Genomic DNA, 14,724 nt, shown 5'->3' with positions numbered 1-14,724 from the left:
GCGCATCCTCCGGCGGGCGGAGGGTGCTGCGGGCTCCGCCAGGCCGCCGAGACTGCGGCCCGGCCGGCGGGCTGGCAAGATGCGCCCTGCGGCGCAACCCGCCGGGCTTCTCAGGGGTGGCTCATGCCGAGGGCGGCGGCGAGCTTGTAGCCTCCCACCTCGGTCAGCAGCAGGCGGAGCTGGGAGGGATCGGGCTCGATCTTCTGGCGCAGGCGATACACATGCGTCTCCAGCGTGTGCGTGGTGACGGCGCTGTTGTAGCCCCAGACCTCGTTCAGCAGCACCTGGCGGGCGACGGGCTTGCCGCCGGCGCGGTAGAGGAATTTCAGGATCGCGCATTCCTTGTCGGTCAGGCGAATCCGGCGGTTCCGCCCGGTCTCCGTCAGCGTACGGGCGCTCGGGCGGAACATGTAGGGGCCGATGGCGAAGGTGGCGTCCTCGCTGTTGTCGAAGAGACGGAGCTGGGCGCGGACGCGGGCCAGCAGCTCCGGGAGGCGGAAGGGCTTGGCGATGTAATCGTTGGCGCCGGAATCGAGGCCGCGAACCACGTCCTCCTCGCCATCGGCGCCGGTCAGCATGATGACGGGCATGCGGCGGCCTTCGCGGCGGAGCTTGGCGCAGAACTCGCGGCCATCGGCATCGGGCAGGCCGATATCGAGGAGAATGGCGTCGTAGCGCGCATTGGCGTCGGCGAGCTTTGCTTCCGCCTGGCCGGCGCTGCCCGCTTCGTCGGCGGTGAAGTCGCCGTTGAGCGCGAGCTGTTCGGCCAGCGTGGCGCGCAGGGCGGCGTCGTCCTCGACGATCAGGATGGGGCGCGGCGTGGTCATCAAGGCCTCCGGCAGGGGGTGGGCGGCAGCAAGAAATCGCTTGGCTTTCAGCCAGGGCGGTTTCTCAAGCTTTTACATTCATTACTTGGCCGGCTCAGATGCACAACTGCGTAGTCCGCAGCGGTCGAACACGATGCTGTTAAATAACGAGCATGCCAATTCATTGGCCCGCCATCAGGCCGCGATCGCCTTGCAACTGGCTGACGAAACGGCACCGTCACAGTTACGATACGTGCCGAGGGGCCAAGGGATGCATCAGGCTCACCTGCGCACGCCAATTTGACCGTCCGGCCGCGCCGGCTCGACATGGCCTGCAAGCCCGGCATGATGCCGCGGCACGACCCGAAGAAGGACTCAGCACATGACACTCGGTTTCCGTATCCGGCCACTAACCAGCCGCGTCGATCCGGTGCTCTGTGCCCGCGCCGCCGCCATCCCGGCAGCGAATATCGGCGATGTGGTCAACCGCATGCAGACCATGCGCGGCGGCTTCCGCGCCTTCGGCGGCAAGCTTGTCGCCTCGGGCCCGGCCTTCACCGTGCGGGCGCGCTCAGGCGACAACCTGATGCTGCACCGGGCGATCGACATGGCGGAGGCGGGCGATGTCATCGTCGTCGATGCGGGCGGCGACCTCGACATCGCCATCACCGGCGAGCTCATGATGGGCTGGGCGGCGCGGCGGGGGATTGCCGCCGTCATCGTCGATGGCGCGGTGCGCGACGCGGCGCAGCTCGGCGAGTTACCGATCGGCATCTGGGCGCGAGGCATTACGCCATCCGGCCCGTACAAGGACGGGCCGGGGGAGATCGGCTATCCGGTCGCCTGCGGCGGGCAGGTGGTGATGCCGGGCGACCTCGTCATGGCGGATGAGGACGGCGTCGTCGTGCTGCCGGCCGCGGATGCGGCGGAGGCGATCGCGGCCGCAGAGGGGCATCAGGCGAAGGAGGCCATGGCGCAGCAGGCGATCGATGGCGGGACCTGGGAGCGGGACTGGGTGGTTGCGTCGCTGCGGGCCAAGGGGTGCGGCGGGCTCTGATGTCCGCGGAAGGTGAGGCCTGCATGGCGCTTAACCGTTCCGAAACGTGACGCCGCATAGCTTGGCCTGGACCAGAAGGAGCAGGCCATGCGCGTTCGTACCGTCTTCCTTGCCGGCTTCCTCGTGGTTTCGCTGCCCGGCTTGGTGGCGATGGCTTGGCTTGCCGGCACCGCTTGGAACCGCTGGAACGAGGCCCGCTCTGCCCAAGCGAGCACGCAGGTCATCAGCGCGCTGCAGCGGGCGCAGACCGCGGTCGTCAGCGAGGCCGGGCTGCTTCTGGCCGCAACCCTCACCGCCGAGCCGGACCGCGCGGGGCTGGCCCGCAGCGCGGCGGCGACCGACGGGCTGCTGGATGCGGCGCAGCGGAGCCTCGATGATTGGGGCAGCCCTGACCGGGCGCCGGCCGAGGCTCGGACCGTCCTCGCCGGCCTTCGCCTGAGGATCGAGGGGCAGTTGGCCCAGCCGCCGGCCGAGCGGGACCCTGCCGTCAGGCAGGAGGTTCTCGCCCGGCGGCTGGCGCTGTCCAATGGCTTGGCGCAGCAGGCCGAAGCCGCCGCGAAGCGGACGGTGATCCAGGCGCCCTCGCTCGCCACGGTGATCGACATTGCCATGGAAACCATGTCGATGCGCGACGTGGCGGGAAGCCGCAACCTGATGATGAACAATTGGGTTGCCGGCCAGCCCATCCCGCTCGGCGACTACGCCACGGCCGAGCGGCAGAGCGGGCGGGTCGGCCAAGCTTGGGACAACATCAAGCGGAAGCTCGTCATGCTGCCGGAGGCGCCGCGCCTTTAGGAGGCCGGGGCGAGGCTGCGCGAGGACTATGAGGGCCGCCACGCCCCGCGCTGGGAACGGATGATGGAATGGGGCCGGGCGCGGGCGAGCGACGCCGCGGTGCCGCCCTGGCCGGAGGCAGTCCCCGCCTTCCGCAGCTGGAGCGTGCCGGCCCTGGCGGAAATCATCCGGCTGCGGGACGCGGCGTTGGACCAGGCGGTGGCGGACAGCGCAAGCCTCGCCGATGCCGGCCGCGCCGGGCTGCTGCTGGCGCTCGCGCTCCTCCTCGCGGGCGCCCTCGCCATGCTCGGAGCGGCCTGGATGCTGTTCCGGCGCGTGGTCCGGCCAATCCACCGCATCACCGGCACGGTGGAGCGCATCGCCGCCGGCGAGTTGCACCTCGCCGTGCCGGGCCTCGGGCGCCGGGATGAGCTTGGCACGATGGCAGAAGCGGTCGAGACCCTGCGCACCGCCTCCGTCGAGCGCGAGGCTGCCGTGTCGGCCCGTCTTGCGGAGCGTGCGGCGAAGGCCGAGCAGGCGGAGCGGGTCGGCGCGCTGGTGCGGGCCTTCGAGGCGGAGGCGGCGGCGATGCTCGGCACCGTGGCTTCGGCCGCGACCGAACTCGACCGGACGGCCGGCGAGATGACCACCGTGGCGCAGGACGGCATGGCGCGGGCCACCGCCGTCGCTGGCGCCACCGGGCTGGCGAGCAGCAATGTGCAGGCCGTCGCCGCCTCGGTGGAGGAGTTGTCCGGCTCCATCGCCGAGGTGGCCCGCCAGGTCGGCGCGGGCGCCACCGTGGCGCGGCGGGCGGCGGATCAGGCGCGGGAAACGGATGCCACGGTGCAGGGCCTGGCCCAGGCGGCGCAGCGTATCGGCGAGGTGGTGCGGCTGATTAACGACATCGCGGGCCAGACCAACCTTCTGGCGCTGAATGCGACGATCGAAGCGGCACGGGCGGGCGAGGCCGGCAAGGGCTTCGCCGTCGTGGCCTCGGAGGTGAAGGCACTCGCCGGGCAGACGGCGCGGGCGACGGAGGAGATCGGCGCGCAGATCGCCGCCATGCAGGGCGAGACGGCGCGCACGGTGGAAGCGATCGCCAGCATCGCCCGCATCATCGAATCGATCGACACGACCAGCGCGGCGGTCGCGGCGGCGACGGAGCAGCAGGCGGCCGCGACCTGCGAGATCGGCCGCGCGGTAGCCGAGGCGGCCTCCGGCACCGGCGAAGCGGCGACCCATGCGGCAGGGATGCAGGATGAGGCGGAGCGCACCGGAGCCTCGGCCGGCCATCTGCGCGAGGCCTCGGGAGAGCTTTCTCGGCAGGCCGAGGTGATGCGCCATACCGTCGGCGCGTTCCTGGAGCGGCTGCGGGCTGCGTGACGGAAGGCCGGTTCAGGATGGAATGCGCGGCGCGAGCCATCCCATGCTGGCTGCCGGCTCGGCATCGACCGTCGGCAGATAGGGCTTGATGTCGAGCAGTGGCGTGCCGTTGGCGCAGTCGAGATTGCGGAGAAGCAGCACGCCGGGCTCGGCGAAGCCTTCGAATTGTACGACGGAGAGGGCGATGGGGTTGGGCCTGACCGGGGCACGGGTGGCGAAGACGCCACGCGGACCGGCGGCGAAGCGGGGGGTAATGGTAAGAGGCGCTGGTCCTGCCAGATGCATCCAATAAAGCAGGATCAGGTGCGAGAAGCTGTCGAGCTGGTCGAGCCCGACGCGAAACTCCTCGGCGATGACAGCGCGGCAGAGCGGGCGCGGATCGGGCAGGCGGCCGTTGCGTGGGCAATCGGCGGGGTTTGGCCAGGGCGTCTCGAGATGGCCGATGGGGGTGATGGTGAAGCCGGGCACGCGGGCATCCTAGACAGCGCCGCGTGCCGCGGCGAGTCAGCGAGCCTGGATGGAGGGGTTGGGCGGGATGACGGGTGTCGTCGTCGGGCTGCGATTGGGCAGCGGTGCGCGGATGCCGGGGTCGACGCCGGCCTCGGGACGGAGCAGGCCGGTATTGGCCGGGGCCGCCTCGTTGCGGATGAGGCCGCCGGGGCGGTCCTTGTGCGGCGTGCAGGCGGCGAGCAGGGACAAGGCGAGGATCAACGGGATGCGCATGCGGCGGTAACGTCCGGTGCGGTTACCGGTTCGGCGGCACGGACGGCGCCGCTTGCCAGCAGTTCGGCGATCTCCGGCTCGGCATAGCCGGCCTCGTGCAGGATCGCGGCGCTGTGCTCGCCGAGCCTGGGGGCAGGGGCGCGCTCATCGGCCGGGTTGGCGGAGAAGGTGAAGGGTATGGCCATGCGGGTGAGCGGGCCCTCGGTCGGGTGCTCTTCGCGGCTGAAGAAGCCGGTGGCCTGGAGGTGCGGGTCCTCGAAGACGCTCTCCAGCGTGTGGACGGGCGTCACCGGCAGGTCGGCGGCGGCGAGCAGCTCCATCCATTCGGCGGTGGTACGAGTCAGGAATTCCTCGGCGAGCATCGCCAGCACCTCGTCGATATGGCGGGTGCGGGTGGCATGGCTGGCGAAGCGCGGGTCGGTCGCCACCAGGTCGGGCCAACCGACGGCGGCGCAGAAGCTGCGCCACTGCCGGTCATTGTAGATCATGGTGCAGACATGGCCGTCCCGCGTGCGGTAGGGGCGGCGGTCGGGCGAGAGCAGGCGGCCATAGCCGCCAGCATCGAGCGGCGGATCGAAGGTTTTGCCGCCGAGATGGTCGCCGAGGACGAAGTTCAGCATGGTCTCGAACATCGGCACCTCGACCAGCTGCCCCTCCCCGTCCCGCTCGCGGTGGACCAGCGCCGCGTTGATGGCACCGAGGGCGGCGAGGCCGGTGATGCGGTCTGCCATGGCGAGGGGTGCGTAGCGGGGCGTGCGGTCGCCGGTGCGGGATTGCAGGTGGGCGATGCCGGCGGCGCCCTGCATGAGGTCATCATAGGCCGGGCGTGGGGCGTAGGGGCCGGACTGGGCGTAGCCGAGCACTGCCGCATAGACGAGGCGCGGGTTGACCGCGCGCAGGGCGGGGTAGTCGAGGCCGAGGCGGGCCATGGCCGCCGGGCGGATGTTGGTCACGAGAACGTCGGCGGTGCGGGCCAAGCGCAGCAGCACCTGGCGCGCTTCGGGCCGCTTCAGGTCGAGGGCGATGCTGCGCTTGCCGCGGTTGATGGTGAGGAACATGCCGCCCATGCCCGGGCTGCGGCCGGGGCCGATGAGGCGGACCATGTCGCCTTCCGGCGCCTCCACCTTGGTGACCTCGGCGCCCATCTCGGCGAGAAGCTGGGTGCAGTAGGGGCCGACGAGGACGGTCGTCAGGTCGAGCACGCGGATGCCCGCGAGTGGTCCGGGCATGCGGCCGGTTCCTCCGATATGGTTAGCCCAGGCCGTACACGGCGCGGGCGTTATCGGCCAGGATCGCCCGGCGCTCCGCCTCGCTCAAGGGCAGCTTGAAGGCGTAGCGAGGGTCGTCGCTGTCCCAATGCGGGTAGTCGGTGGCGAAGAGCAGGCGATCGCGGCCGATCCAGTCGATCAGCGTGCGGAGATGCTCGGGGCGCTCCGGCTCCTCGACCGGCTGGGTGGTGAACCAGAGATGCGACTTCAGGTAGTCGGAGGGCTTGCGCTGCAGGTGCGGCACCTCCGAGCGCAGGCTCCGCCACAGCCCGTCCATGCGCCAGCCGAGCGAGGGCACCCAGCCGAAGCCGCCCTCGATGATGACGACCTTCAACCGGGGGAAGCGGTCGAAGACGCCTTCCAGGATGAAGCTGGCGCAGAGCGCGGCCATGCTCATGGCGACGGCCTGGTGCTCCTCGAAATAGAAGCTCGGCCAGCCGCCGCCGCTCACCGGATGGCCGCTGGTGCCGAGACTGTGCAGGCCGAGCGGCAGTCCGTGATGCTCGGCGGCCTCGTAGATCGGCCAGTAGCGCTGGCGGCCGAGCGGCTCCAGCGCGCGGCTGACCATGGCGATCTGGACGAAATCCGGCTGGCCGGCCCAGCGCTCGATCTCGCGGACCGAGGCGGCAGGGTCCTCGCCGGGGATGGCGATGGTGGCCTTGAGGCGAGGCTCGCGGGCCGTCCAGTCCTCGTGCATCCAGTCGTTGACGGCGCTGCTCAGCGCGGCCGCGAAGCCCGGGTTGCGCTCGTCCATGCCGCGGGCGGCGAGCGGCTGGAGCATGCCGTATTCGATGTCGAGCAGGTCGAGATGCTGCTGCCGCATGAAATCGAGGTCGGAGCCGGGCGGGCCGCCGGGCGGCCAGGAGTCGTAGCGCGAGAGGGCGGGCGTCGCCTTCGGATAGGGGTGACCCGTGGCGAAGGGCTGGCGCAGGCGGAGGCCGTATTCCTGCCGGTGGCGGCGCCAGCGCTCCGGCAGCCAACGGTCGAGCACTGCGAGGTCGCGCGGCGCCGGGTGGATGTCACAATCGATCAGGCGGAGGCGGGAGGCGGCGGGCGCCTCGGGGCGGGGAAGCGTGCTGGTGCTCATGCGACGCACTCCTTCAGCCGGGGATAGATCGCCAGGGCATTCTCGCGCAGCACCTTGCGATGCAGCCGGGCGGGCAGGCCGGGGGGCAGCGCCGCCCCACCGTCGAAACGCGCATGCGGGTAGTCGGTGGCGAAGAGCAGCATCTCGTCGCAATCGATCATCCCGAGGAGCGCCTCCATCGCGGCCGGATCCTCCGGCGCATCGGCGGGCTGGATGGAGATGCGGATGCTCTCGCGCAGGATCTCGGCGGGGGAGCGGTCGACCCAAGGGATTTCCTGGCGCATGGCGCGCCACATCTTCACCCCGCGCCAGAGGAAATTCGGCACCCAGCCGAAGCCGCTCTCGAGCAGCACCACCTTCAGCGCCGGGTATTTGGTGAAGGCCCCCTCCCCGATCAGGCTGAGCAGCTGGCTCTGAAAGGTCTGGGCGAAGACGGTGTGGTCCTCGATCAGGTAGGTCGGCCAGCCATTCGCGGTCGGGGCATGACGCGTGGCGCTGCCGGCATGCAGCGCAATGGGCAGGCCATGGCGCTCAGCGGCGGCGAGGATCGGCCAGTTGACCCGGCGGCCGACCAGCGTCTCGGCGCTGCCGAACAGCAGCACATGGACGAAGCGCGGATCGTCTGCGCGGCGCTCGATCTCCTCCACCGCCAGCACCGGGTCCTCGGCGGGGATGAGGATACCGGCGCGTAGGCGCGGCTCGGCGTCGAGCCAGTGGGCGGCCACCCAATCGTTGGCGGCACGGCAGAGGGCGGCGGCAAGGTCGGCATTGTGCAGCGCGGGCGCGCCGAAGAGCGGATTGCAGATGCCGATCGCAGTGCCGAAGGGGTCGAGCGCCTCGCGCCGCATCGCGTCCAGCGTGGCGCCGGCGAGGCCATCGGCGCCGCGCCAGTCGGCGCGGGCGGTGAGCGGGGCGCCGCGGGGGTAGAGAGCCAGGTCGAGGTCGCCGATGCCGCGGCTGGCGATCACCTCGCGCCAATAGGGCTCAAGATGCGGCAGCAGGGCCTGGCAGCCGGGCAGGGCCGGGTGCAGGTCGACATCGATGGCGCCATCCATGCCCCGTTTCCTCTCCCGTTGGCGGGATGCTGCACCCTGGCCGGAAGGATGGTCAACGACCGGGATCGGATGGCGCCAACGGGCGGTTAACTTTGTCCTGCTAGTTCTATCAACGCGCGAGACACCGCCTTGAGGAAAGCTGAACGGATGACCCACCCCTTCCCGCCCATGCCGGTCCTGATTCTGGTGGCAGCCGTCCTGGCGCTGCTGGTGCCCGTGCCGGTGGTGCTGGCGCTCGGCCTGATCCTCGCGCTCGGCTTCGCCATCGACATGGCGGCCCTGCGCCGGCAGGCGGCGCCGGCTCTGCTGCAGTTCCATAAGCAGTAGGGGGACAAGCCTTACGCCAGTGGCAGAGTCGGGCCTAGGATCCTCCCCGAAGTAGGAGGATAGGATGGCCGAGGCAGCACCGGGCAATCTGGGCGAGTATGGGCTGGCGGGGAAAGTTGCCGTCGTCACCGGTGGCAGCAACGGCATCGGCGCCGCCACTGTCCGGCGGCTCGCCGCGGCGGGTGCGACCCTGACCGTCGGCTACCATGCCGGGGCGGAGCGCGCCGCAAGCCTGATCGCCGGCCTGCCGGGCGCGGGCCATATCGCCCTGCCGATGCCGATGGAGGACAGCGCCTCCCTGCGCGCCGCCGCCGCCGCGGTGGAGGCGAAGCTTGGCCGCTGCGACGTGCTGGTGAACTCCGCCGGTGCCACCCGCGCCGTCCCGCATGCCGATCTCGACGGGCTGGACGATGCGCTGATCGACCGCGTGCTGGTGACGAACGTGCGAGGCCCCTTCGCCACCATTCGCGCCTTCGCCCCATTGCTGCGGCGGAGCGGGGATGGGGTGATCATCAACATCTCCTCCCTCGCGGCGCAGAGGGGCTCCGGCAGCAGCATCATCTACGGCGCTTCCAAGGCGGCGCTCGATACGATGGGGATGGCCCTGGCGCGGGTCCTAGGGCCGGAGGTCCGGGTGCTCACCATCTCTCCCGCCGCGGTTGCCACCGATTTCGTGCCGGGACGCAGCCGGGCGGCAGTGGAGAAGCAGGCGGCCGCCTCGCCGCTGCGGCGGGTGACGGAGGCGGATGACGTGGCGCTCGCCATCATGGGCGCCATCACCCATCTGCGCCTCAGCACCGGCACCGCCATCCTGGTGGATGGCGGGGTGCATCTCTGATCAGCCGGCGCCGCCGGCCCCGGCCAATCCGCCGTCCTTCTGTCCTGCCGGTGCCCGCAGCTTCGGCCGCAGCACGACCAGGGCGACGAAGAGACTGAGCCAAATCAGCCGCGCCTGGTAACGGTCCGCCAGGCCGGAGAGGCCGCCGGTGATGGCCGCATTGCCGATCACCGCAGCGACCATCAGCACGGCCAGGGCCAGTTCCGGCAGCGACCAACGACGGCGGAAAGCCAGCACCAGCAATCCGGCCAGGCCGAGGCAGAAGGCGCCGACATGCAGCGGCGTCAGCCCTTGGACGAAGGGATGGAGCTCGCCCAGCTGCTGTCGGGAGTCGACATAGGCGCCGTGCTCCCGCGGGAAGTAGCGCGCGATCAGCGGTTCCGGCCCGGGCAGGTTGCGCCAGGGGCCCAGCCCGTCGCCGCTGGCGGTGGTGACGAGCTGATGCAGCGTGTTGCGCGCGGCATCGGTCAGCACGCCGATGGGGTCCTCCGCAATGACGCCACGGATGATGGCCCGCGCCTCCTGCGTCCAGACCTTGGGCCCACCGAGATCGGTGTAGAGCGGCCCATCGAGCGTCCAGAGGAAAAGGTTGTGCTCCGTCCCGATCCTGTCGAGCGCGCCGCAGATGCGGAAGCCGATCTCCGGGCAACGTCGCTCGAGGTAATCGCGGCCGGCGCCATCGAAGATCAGCCGCGTTGCCAGGAAGACCGAGCCGAAGGGCGAAACCGAAACTACCCGATGGGCAATGAAATTCACGGCCAGCAGCGCGACCACGGCGAGCGCGGTCGGCGCCAGCATGCGGCCCAGGCCGCGCATCGCCGCCACCGCCCCGCGACCGACGCCGAGCAGCAGCGCCGAGACCACGGCCAGGCCGATGGCAAAGGGAACATGGCTTTGATGCACCACCACGGCGAGGGTGGTGAGGCCGAGCAGGTAAAACCGCTCGCCACGCCCGAGCGCCCGCCAGTGGAAGCCGACCAGCCAGATGCAGAGCATCACGACGCCGGTAAAGAAATCCGGCATGATCTGCGCAACCACGAAGGGCAGGCCGGTCAGCATCGCCAGCGCCGCAGCGGCGACCACCAGTGGCACCGGCCCCGGCTGGCGCTGTACCCGCAGCACCAAGTGCAGCAGATGCGCCACCATGAGCCCCTGACCGATGACCACCGGCCAGAGCGAGACCCGCCAATGCAGCGCATGGATGAAAAGGCTGTAGAAGGGTGGCCGGTCCCAGCCGACATAGCCCATCAGCGCCTGGCCGAGATAGGTGCCAGTATCGGCGAAGACCAGCGGATAGCCGTTCCAGACCGCCGGCCAGACCAGCAGAATGGCGGCGAGGCCGATCGCCCAGGGCGGGGTCGTCTCGGCGCTGGGTGCGCCTCCTGACGTCAACGGCAACGGAACCGCTGACAGGCTCTGTTGTTGCATACCATCGGGCATTGTCGTTGCGCTTCGGGTAGTTGGATCTCCCGGGTAACTCCGCAATCGCCGGGAGTCATTTATCAGATTGTTGATGAACAGGAACGTGATGATCGTTAAATGGCATGTCACGTGCTTGCAAGTCGGCGTACATCCCAACGAGGGTCTGCCATGCCCCGCACCGTCCTGCTTGCCGCCCGGCCGGAACCGATCGCCGTAGTCCCGGAAGAGACGGCACTGATCGTCGTCGATATGCAGAACGCCTATCTCTCGCCAGGCGGCTATATCGACCTAGTGGGGTTCGATGTCGGCGGCTCCCCGCCCGTGATCGAGGAAGCGGCGCGGGCGATCGCCGCCTGCCGTGGCGCGGGTATTCCGGTCATCTACCTCCAGAACGGCTTTTCAGCCGACCAGCGCGAGGCCGGCGGCCCTTCGGCACCGGTCTGGCACAAGTCGAATGCGCTGAAATTCATGCGCGCCAACGAGGCTTATGCCGGCACGCTCATCACCCACGGCACCTGGGACCACGCGATCGTCAATCCGTTGGCGCCACAGCCTGGGGATATCGTCGTGCCGAAGTCGCGCTACAGCGGCTTCGCGGGAACGGGCCTGGAGCAGATCCTCGCCTCGCGGCGGATCAGGACGGTGCTGGTCGCGGGCGTTGCCACCAATGTCTGCGTGGAGAGCACGATCCGGGATGCGTACCACAGGGAGTTCTTCCCGGTGATGGTGACCGACGCGACCATGGCCGCCGGGCCGGGGGCGCAGGAGGCCACCGAGTTCAACGTCGAGAAGTTCTTCGGATGGCTGACCACGGGGGCCGAGTTGCGGGCCGCCTTGCTCAACAACCAATAAAAAAGGCCGGGGAGAAGGTATTCTCCCCGGCCTCCTCATCCAATTCTTTGGCTTTTTCAGTCACGTTGGAGAGCTTGCACGATCTCCTGCGTGACTTTTTTGGCATCGCCGAAGAGCATCATCGTGTTGGGACGGAAGAAGAGCTCGTTGTCGACGCCGGCATAGCCGCTCGCCATGCCACGCTTGATGAAGAACACGGTCTTCGCCCGCTCCACGTCAAGGATCGGCATGCCGTAGATCGGACTGGACTTGTCGGTCTTCGCCGCCGGGTTCGTCACGTCATTGGCGCCAATGACGAAGGCCACGTCGGCCTCGGCGAATTCCGGGTTGATCTCCTCCAACTCCTTCACGTCCTCATACGGGACATTCGCCTCCGCCAGCAGCACGTTCATATGCCCGGGCATACGGCCGGCGACGGGGTGAATGGCGTATTCCACCTGCGCGCCTTCCTTCTTCAGCAGGTCGCCCATCTCGCGCAGCACCTGCTGGGCCTGCGCCACCGCCATGCCGTAGCCGGGCACGACGATGATCTTCTGGGCGTTCTTCATGATGTAGGCGGCGTCCTCCGGACTGCCGGCCTTCACCGGGGCCCGCTCTCCGCCGCCGCCGCCGCCAGCGGCCGCGGCCCCACCAGCATCCGTGCCGAAGCCGCCCAGCAGCACGTTGATGATGCTGCGGTTCATGCCCTTACACATGATGTAGGAGAGGATGGCACCCGAGGCGCCGACCAGCGCGCCGGTTACGATCAGCAGCAGGTTGCTGAGGGTGAAGCCGATACCCGCCGCCGCCCAGCCGGAGTAGCTGTTCAACATGGAAACGACGACCGGCATGTCGGCGCCGCCGATCGGGATGATGAGCAGGAAGCCGAGAGCGAAGGCGAGGATGGCGATCAGCCAGAACAGCGCCGCGCTGCCCGAGGCGACGAAGGCGATGACCAGCACCAGCAGCAGGATGCCGAGGCCGAGGTTCAGCCAATGCTGACCCTTGAAGGTGATCGGCGCGCCGGACATCAGCGCCTGCAGCTTGGCGAAGGCGATCACCGAGCCGGAGAAGGTGATCGCGCCGATGGCGAGGCCGAGCGACATCTCGACGAGCGAGCCGCCATGGATTTCCCCGGCATGGCCGATGCCGAAGCTCTCCGGCGCGTAGAAGGCCGCGGCCGCGACGAAGACCGCCGAGAGGCCGACCAGCGAGTGGAAGGCGGCGACAAGCTGCGGGAGCGCCGTCATCTGGATGCGCGAGGCTATATAAGCCCCTGCCCCGCCGCCGATGGCGAGCGCCAGGATGATCAGCCCGATGCCGCCGCCACCCATTCCAGGGCGGAGCAGGGTGGCGACGATGGCGATGCCCATGCCGACCATGCCGTACAGGTTGCCCCGCCGCGAGGTGGTCGGATGGGAAAGGCCGCGCAGCGCCAGGATGAAGAGGACAGCGGCGACGAGATAGGCGAGCGTCGAGAGGGTTGCGGCCACGGTCTCAGCCCTTCTTCTTCGACTGGAACATGGCCAGCATCCGGCGCGTCACGATGAAGCCACCGAAGATGTTCACCGCAGCCAGCGCCGCGGCGAGGAAGCCGAAGACCTGCGCCGCGAGGCTCTCGCCGAGACCCGTCGCCAGAATGGCGCCGACGACGATGACCGAGGAGATGGCGTTGGTCACGCCCATCAGCGGGCTGTGCAGCGCCGGCGTCACGTTCCAGACCACGTAGTAGCCGACGAAGCAGGCGAGCAGGAAGATCGTCAGCAGATAGAGGAAGGGATCGGCCGCGGCGGCGACCGGGGCGACATGCGCCTCGGCCAGCATGCGTGCCTGCGCGGCCAGCTCCAGCGCGCGCTGCGCCGTGGCGCTGGCCTGGTTGGCCAGGTCGGTGGGATTCATCGCTCTGGTCTCCTCAGGCGGCCTGGGCGGGGGCGAGGCTCGGGTGGATCACGGCGCCGCCTCGGGTCAGCAGCACGCCCTTCACGATCTCGTCGCTCTCCGGCAGCTTCGGCGCCTTGGCCTCCTTGTCCCAGAAGGTGATGAGGAAAGTCAGGAGGTTGCGCGCATAGAGGGCGGAGGCGGCGGCCGGGATGCGACCGGGCCAGTTGGAATGGCCAAGGATCGTCACGCCGTTGTCTGTCGTCACGACCTCGCCCGGCTTGGTCAGCGCCACGTTGCCGCCGGCATCGGAGGCGATGTCGACGATGACGCTGCCGGGCTTCATGCTGCGGACCATCTCCGCCGTCACCAGCGTCGGCGCCTTGCGGCCCTGCACCAGCGCGGTGGTGATGACGATGTCCTGCTTGGCGATATGGGTCGCCACCACCTCGGCCTGCTTGGCGTAGAAATTGGCCGAGAGCTGCTTCGCGTAGCCGCCTGCAGTCTGGGCGGCCTTGCTTTCCTCGTCCTCGTAGCCGACGAAGCTGGCGCCGAGGGACTTGATCTCCTCCTTCGCGGCCGGGCGCACATCGGTTGCCGAGACGCGGCCGCCGAGGCGGCGGGCGGTCGCGATCGCCTGCAGCCCGGCGACGCCGGCGCCCATAATGAAGACATTGGCGGCCGGAATGGTGCCGGCGGCCGTCATCAGCATCGGAAAGCCACGATCGAAAGCGGAGGCAGCCTCGATGACGGCGCGGTAGCCGGCGAGGTTCGCCTGCGAGGAGAGGATGTCCATGCTCTGTGCGCGGGTAATGCGCGGCAGCAGCTCCATCGCCCCGGCATCGATGCCGGCCTTGGCATAGGCGGAGGCCATCTCCGGCGTCGCCTGGAGCTGGCCGAGCATCAGGGCGCCGCGGGGGATGAGGGAGAGTTCGTCGGCCTCGCCCTCGCCGGCGGCGAGCGGGGCACGCACCTTCAGCACGACGGCGGCGCCCTGGAGGGCGGCGGCGGCATCCGGGGCAAGTTCCGCACCAGCGGCGGTGTATTCGGCATCGGGGATGCCGGCGCTGAGGCCGGCCCCGGCCTCGATGGCGACCGAAAGGCCGAGGGCGGTAAATTTCTTCACCGTCTCGGGCGTGGCGGCGACCCGGGTCTCGGCCGGGCGGCGTTCCTTGAGCACTGCAAGTCGCATGCGGGTCTCCCCCTTCGGGCGCGGAACATGCGCATGTGATCGCGGGGAGGCAAGATGGAATGTCCGAGGCGTGGCCACGGATT

The 14,724-nt window shown here is 69.6% G+C and carries 17 protein-coding genes; 7 read left to right on the top strand and 10 right to left on the bottom strand.

Features of this window, described 5'->3' with window-relative positions; all coding sequences use genetic code 11:
• Positions 1–110 precede the first annotated feature (110 nt).
• Entirely contained in the window at positions 111–827 is a 717-nt protein-coding gene (locus tag JMJ56_RS22960) for a response regulator transcription factor (RefSeq protein ID WP_202834105.1), read from the bottom strand.
• On the opposite strand from JMJ56_RS22960, the gene JMJ56_RS22955 reads away from it, so the two are divergent.
• The 4 genes from JMJ56_RS22955 to JMJ56_RS22940 all read left to right on the top strand — a co-directional run bounded on the left by JMJ56_RS22955 (position 820) and on the right by JMJ56_RS22940 (position 4,020).
• A complete protein-coding gene (locus JMJ56_RS22955; RefSeq protein ID WP_202834104.1) occupies positions 820–1,110 on the top strand; it encodes a hypothetical protein in 291 nt (96 codons plus the stop codon). The genes JMJ56_RS22960 and JMJ56_RS22955 overlap by 8 nt on opposite strands.
• A 78-nt stretch (positions 1,111–1,188) precedes the next feature.
• The gene (locus tag JMJ56_RS22950) at positions 1,189–1,863 is read left to right on the top strand and encodes an RraA family protein (RefSeq protein WP_202834103.1); all 675 of its coding nucleotides are present in this window, start codon (positions 1,189–1,191) and stop codon (positions 1,861–1,863) included.
• A gap of 87 nt (positions 1,864–1,950) precedes the next feature.
• The gene (locus JMJ56_RS22945) at positions 1,951–2,658 is read left to right on the top strand and encodes a hypothetical protein (RefSeq protein ID WP_202834102.1); all 708 of its coding nucleotides are present in this window, start codon (positions 1,951–1,953) and stop codon (positions 2,656–2,658) included.
• Between the two features lie 63 nt (positions 2,659–2,721).
• Positions 2,722–4,020 carry a methyl-accepting chemotaxis protein gene (locus JMJ56_RS22940; protein ID WP_202834101.1) on the top strand — a complete coding sequence of 433 codons (1,299 nt, stop codon included), beginning with the start codon at positions 2,722–2,724 and terminating at the stop codon, positions 4,018–4,020.
• Positions 4,021–4,032: 12 nt separating this feature from the next.
• Here the strand turns inward: JMJ56_RS22940 and tsaA are convergent, their stop codons facing one another.
• From tsaA to JMJ56_RS22915, 5 genes are read right to left on the bottom strand one after another with little or no spacing between them, the layout of a single operon-like run.
• A complete protein-coding gene (gene tsaA / locus JMJ56_RS22935; RefSeq protein ID WP_202834100.1) occupies positions 4,033–4,488 on the bottom strand; it encodes a tRNA (N6-threonylcarbamoyladenosine(37)-N6)-methyltransferase TrmO in 456 nt (151 codons plus the stop codon).
• 36 nt (positions 4,489–4,524) lie between these two features.
• Entirely contained in the window at positions 4,525–4,743 is a 219-nt protein-coding gene (locus JMJ56_RS22930) for a hypothetical protein (protein WP_202834099.1), read from the bottom strand.
• The gene (locus tag JMJ56_RS22925; protein ID WP_202834098.1) at positions 4,728–5,972 is read right to left on the bottom strand and encodes a CaiB/BaiF CoA transferase family protein; all 1,245 of its coding nucleotides are present in this window, start codon (positions 5,970–5,972) and stop codon (positions 4,728–4,730) included. Before JMJ56_RS22925 ends, JMJ56_RS22930 begins: the two co-directional genes overlap by 16 nt.
• Before the next feature lie 22 nt (positions 5,973–5,994).
• On the bottom strand, positions 5,995–7,098 hold the full coding sequence (locus tag JMJ56_RS22920) for an amidohydrolase family protein (protein WP_202834097.1): 1,104 nt from the start codon (positions 7,096–7,098) through the stop codon (positions 5,995–5,997).
• Positions 7,095–8,153 carry an amidohydrolase family protein gene (locus JMJ56_RS22915; RefSeq protein ID WP_202834096.1) on the bottom strand — a complete coding sequence of 353 codons (1,059 nt, stop codon included), beginning with the start codon at positions 8,151–8,153 and terminating at the stop codon, positions 7,095–7,097. Before JMJ56_RS22915 ends, JMJ56_RS22920 begins: the two co-directional genes overlap by 4 nt.
• 147 nt (positions 8,154–8,300) lie before the next feature.
• Between JMJ56_RS22915 and JMJ56_RS22910 the strand changes: the two genes are divergently transcribed.
• Both JMJ56_RS22910 and JMJ56_RS22905 read left to right on the top strand, forming a co-directional pair.
• Entirely contained in the window at positions 8,301–8,480 is a 180-nt protein-coding gene (locus tag JMJ56_RS22910; RefSeq protein ID WP_202834095.1) for a hypothetical protein, read from the top strand.
• Positions 8,481–8,544: 64 nt separating this feature from the next.
• Complete coding sequence (locus tag JMJ56_RS22905) at positions 8,545–9,318, top strand: SDR family NAD(P)-dependent oxidoreductase (RefSeq protein ID WP_202834094.1); 774 nt, start codon at positions 8,545–8,547, stop codon at positions 9,316–9,318.
• Here the strand turns inward: JMJ56_RS22905 and JMJ56_RS22900 are convergent, their stop codons facing one another.
• Positions 9,319–10,710: a hypothetical protein gene (locus JMJ56_RS22900; RefSeq protein ID WP_202834093.1), complete on the bottom strand. Its 1,392-nt coding sequence runs from the start codon at positions 10,708–10,710 to the stop codon at positions 9,319–9,321.
• A gap of 198 nt (positions 10,711–10,908) precedes the next feature.
• Here JMJ56_RS22900 and JMJ56_RS22895 point away from each other — a divergent pair, with 198 nt between their 5' ends.
• Positions 10,909–11,592, top strand: coding sequence for an isochorismatase family protein (locus JMJ56_RS22895; protein ID WP_202834092.1), 684 nt, complete (start codon positions 10,909–10,911; stop codon positions 11,590–11,592).
• Between the two features lie 56 nt (positions 11,593–11,648).
• Here the strand turns inward: JMJ56_RS22895 and JMJ56_RS22890 are convergent, their stop codons facing one another.
• Genes JMJ56_RS22890 through JMJ56_RS22880 form a run of 3 tightly spaced genes read right to left on the bottom strand, consistent with a single transcriptional unit; the run spans position 11,649 to position 14,641 of the window.
• Positions 11,649–13,064 carry an NAD(P)(+) transhydrogenase (Re/Si-specific) subunit beta gene (locus JMJ56_RS22890; RefSeq protein ID WP_202834091.1) on the bottom strand — a complete coding sequence of 472 codons (1,416 nt, stop codon included), beginning with the start codon at positions 13,062–13,064 and terminating at the stop codon, positions 11,649–11,651.
• Positions 13,065–13,068: 4 nt separating this feature from the next.
• Positions 13,069–13,470, bottom strand: a complete 402-nt coding sequence (locus tag JMJ56_RS22885; protein ID WP_202834090.1) for an NAD(P) transhydrogenase subunit alpha — start codon at positions 13,468–13,470, stop codon at positions 13,069–13,071.
• 13 nt (positions 13,471–13,483) lie between these two features.
• Complete coding sequence (locus JMJ56_RS22880; RefSeq protein WP_202834089.1) at positions 13,484–14,641, bottom strand: Re/Si-specific NAD(P)(+) transhydrogenase subunit alpha; 1,158 nt, start codon at positions 14,639–14,641, stop codon at positions 13,484–13,486.
• Positions 14,642–14,724 lie beyond the last annotated feature (83 nt).

The organism is Belnapia arida (assembly GCF_016773205.1).
GTDB classification, from domain to species: domain Bacteria; phylum Pseudomonadota; class Alphaproteobacteria; order Acetobacterales; family Acetobacteraceae; genus Belnapia; species Belnapia arida.
The sequence above is the reverse complement of the archived record's forward strand: the minus strand, read 5'-3'. Positions and strand labels throughout refer to the sequence as shown.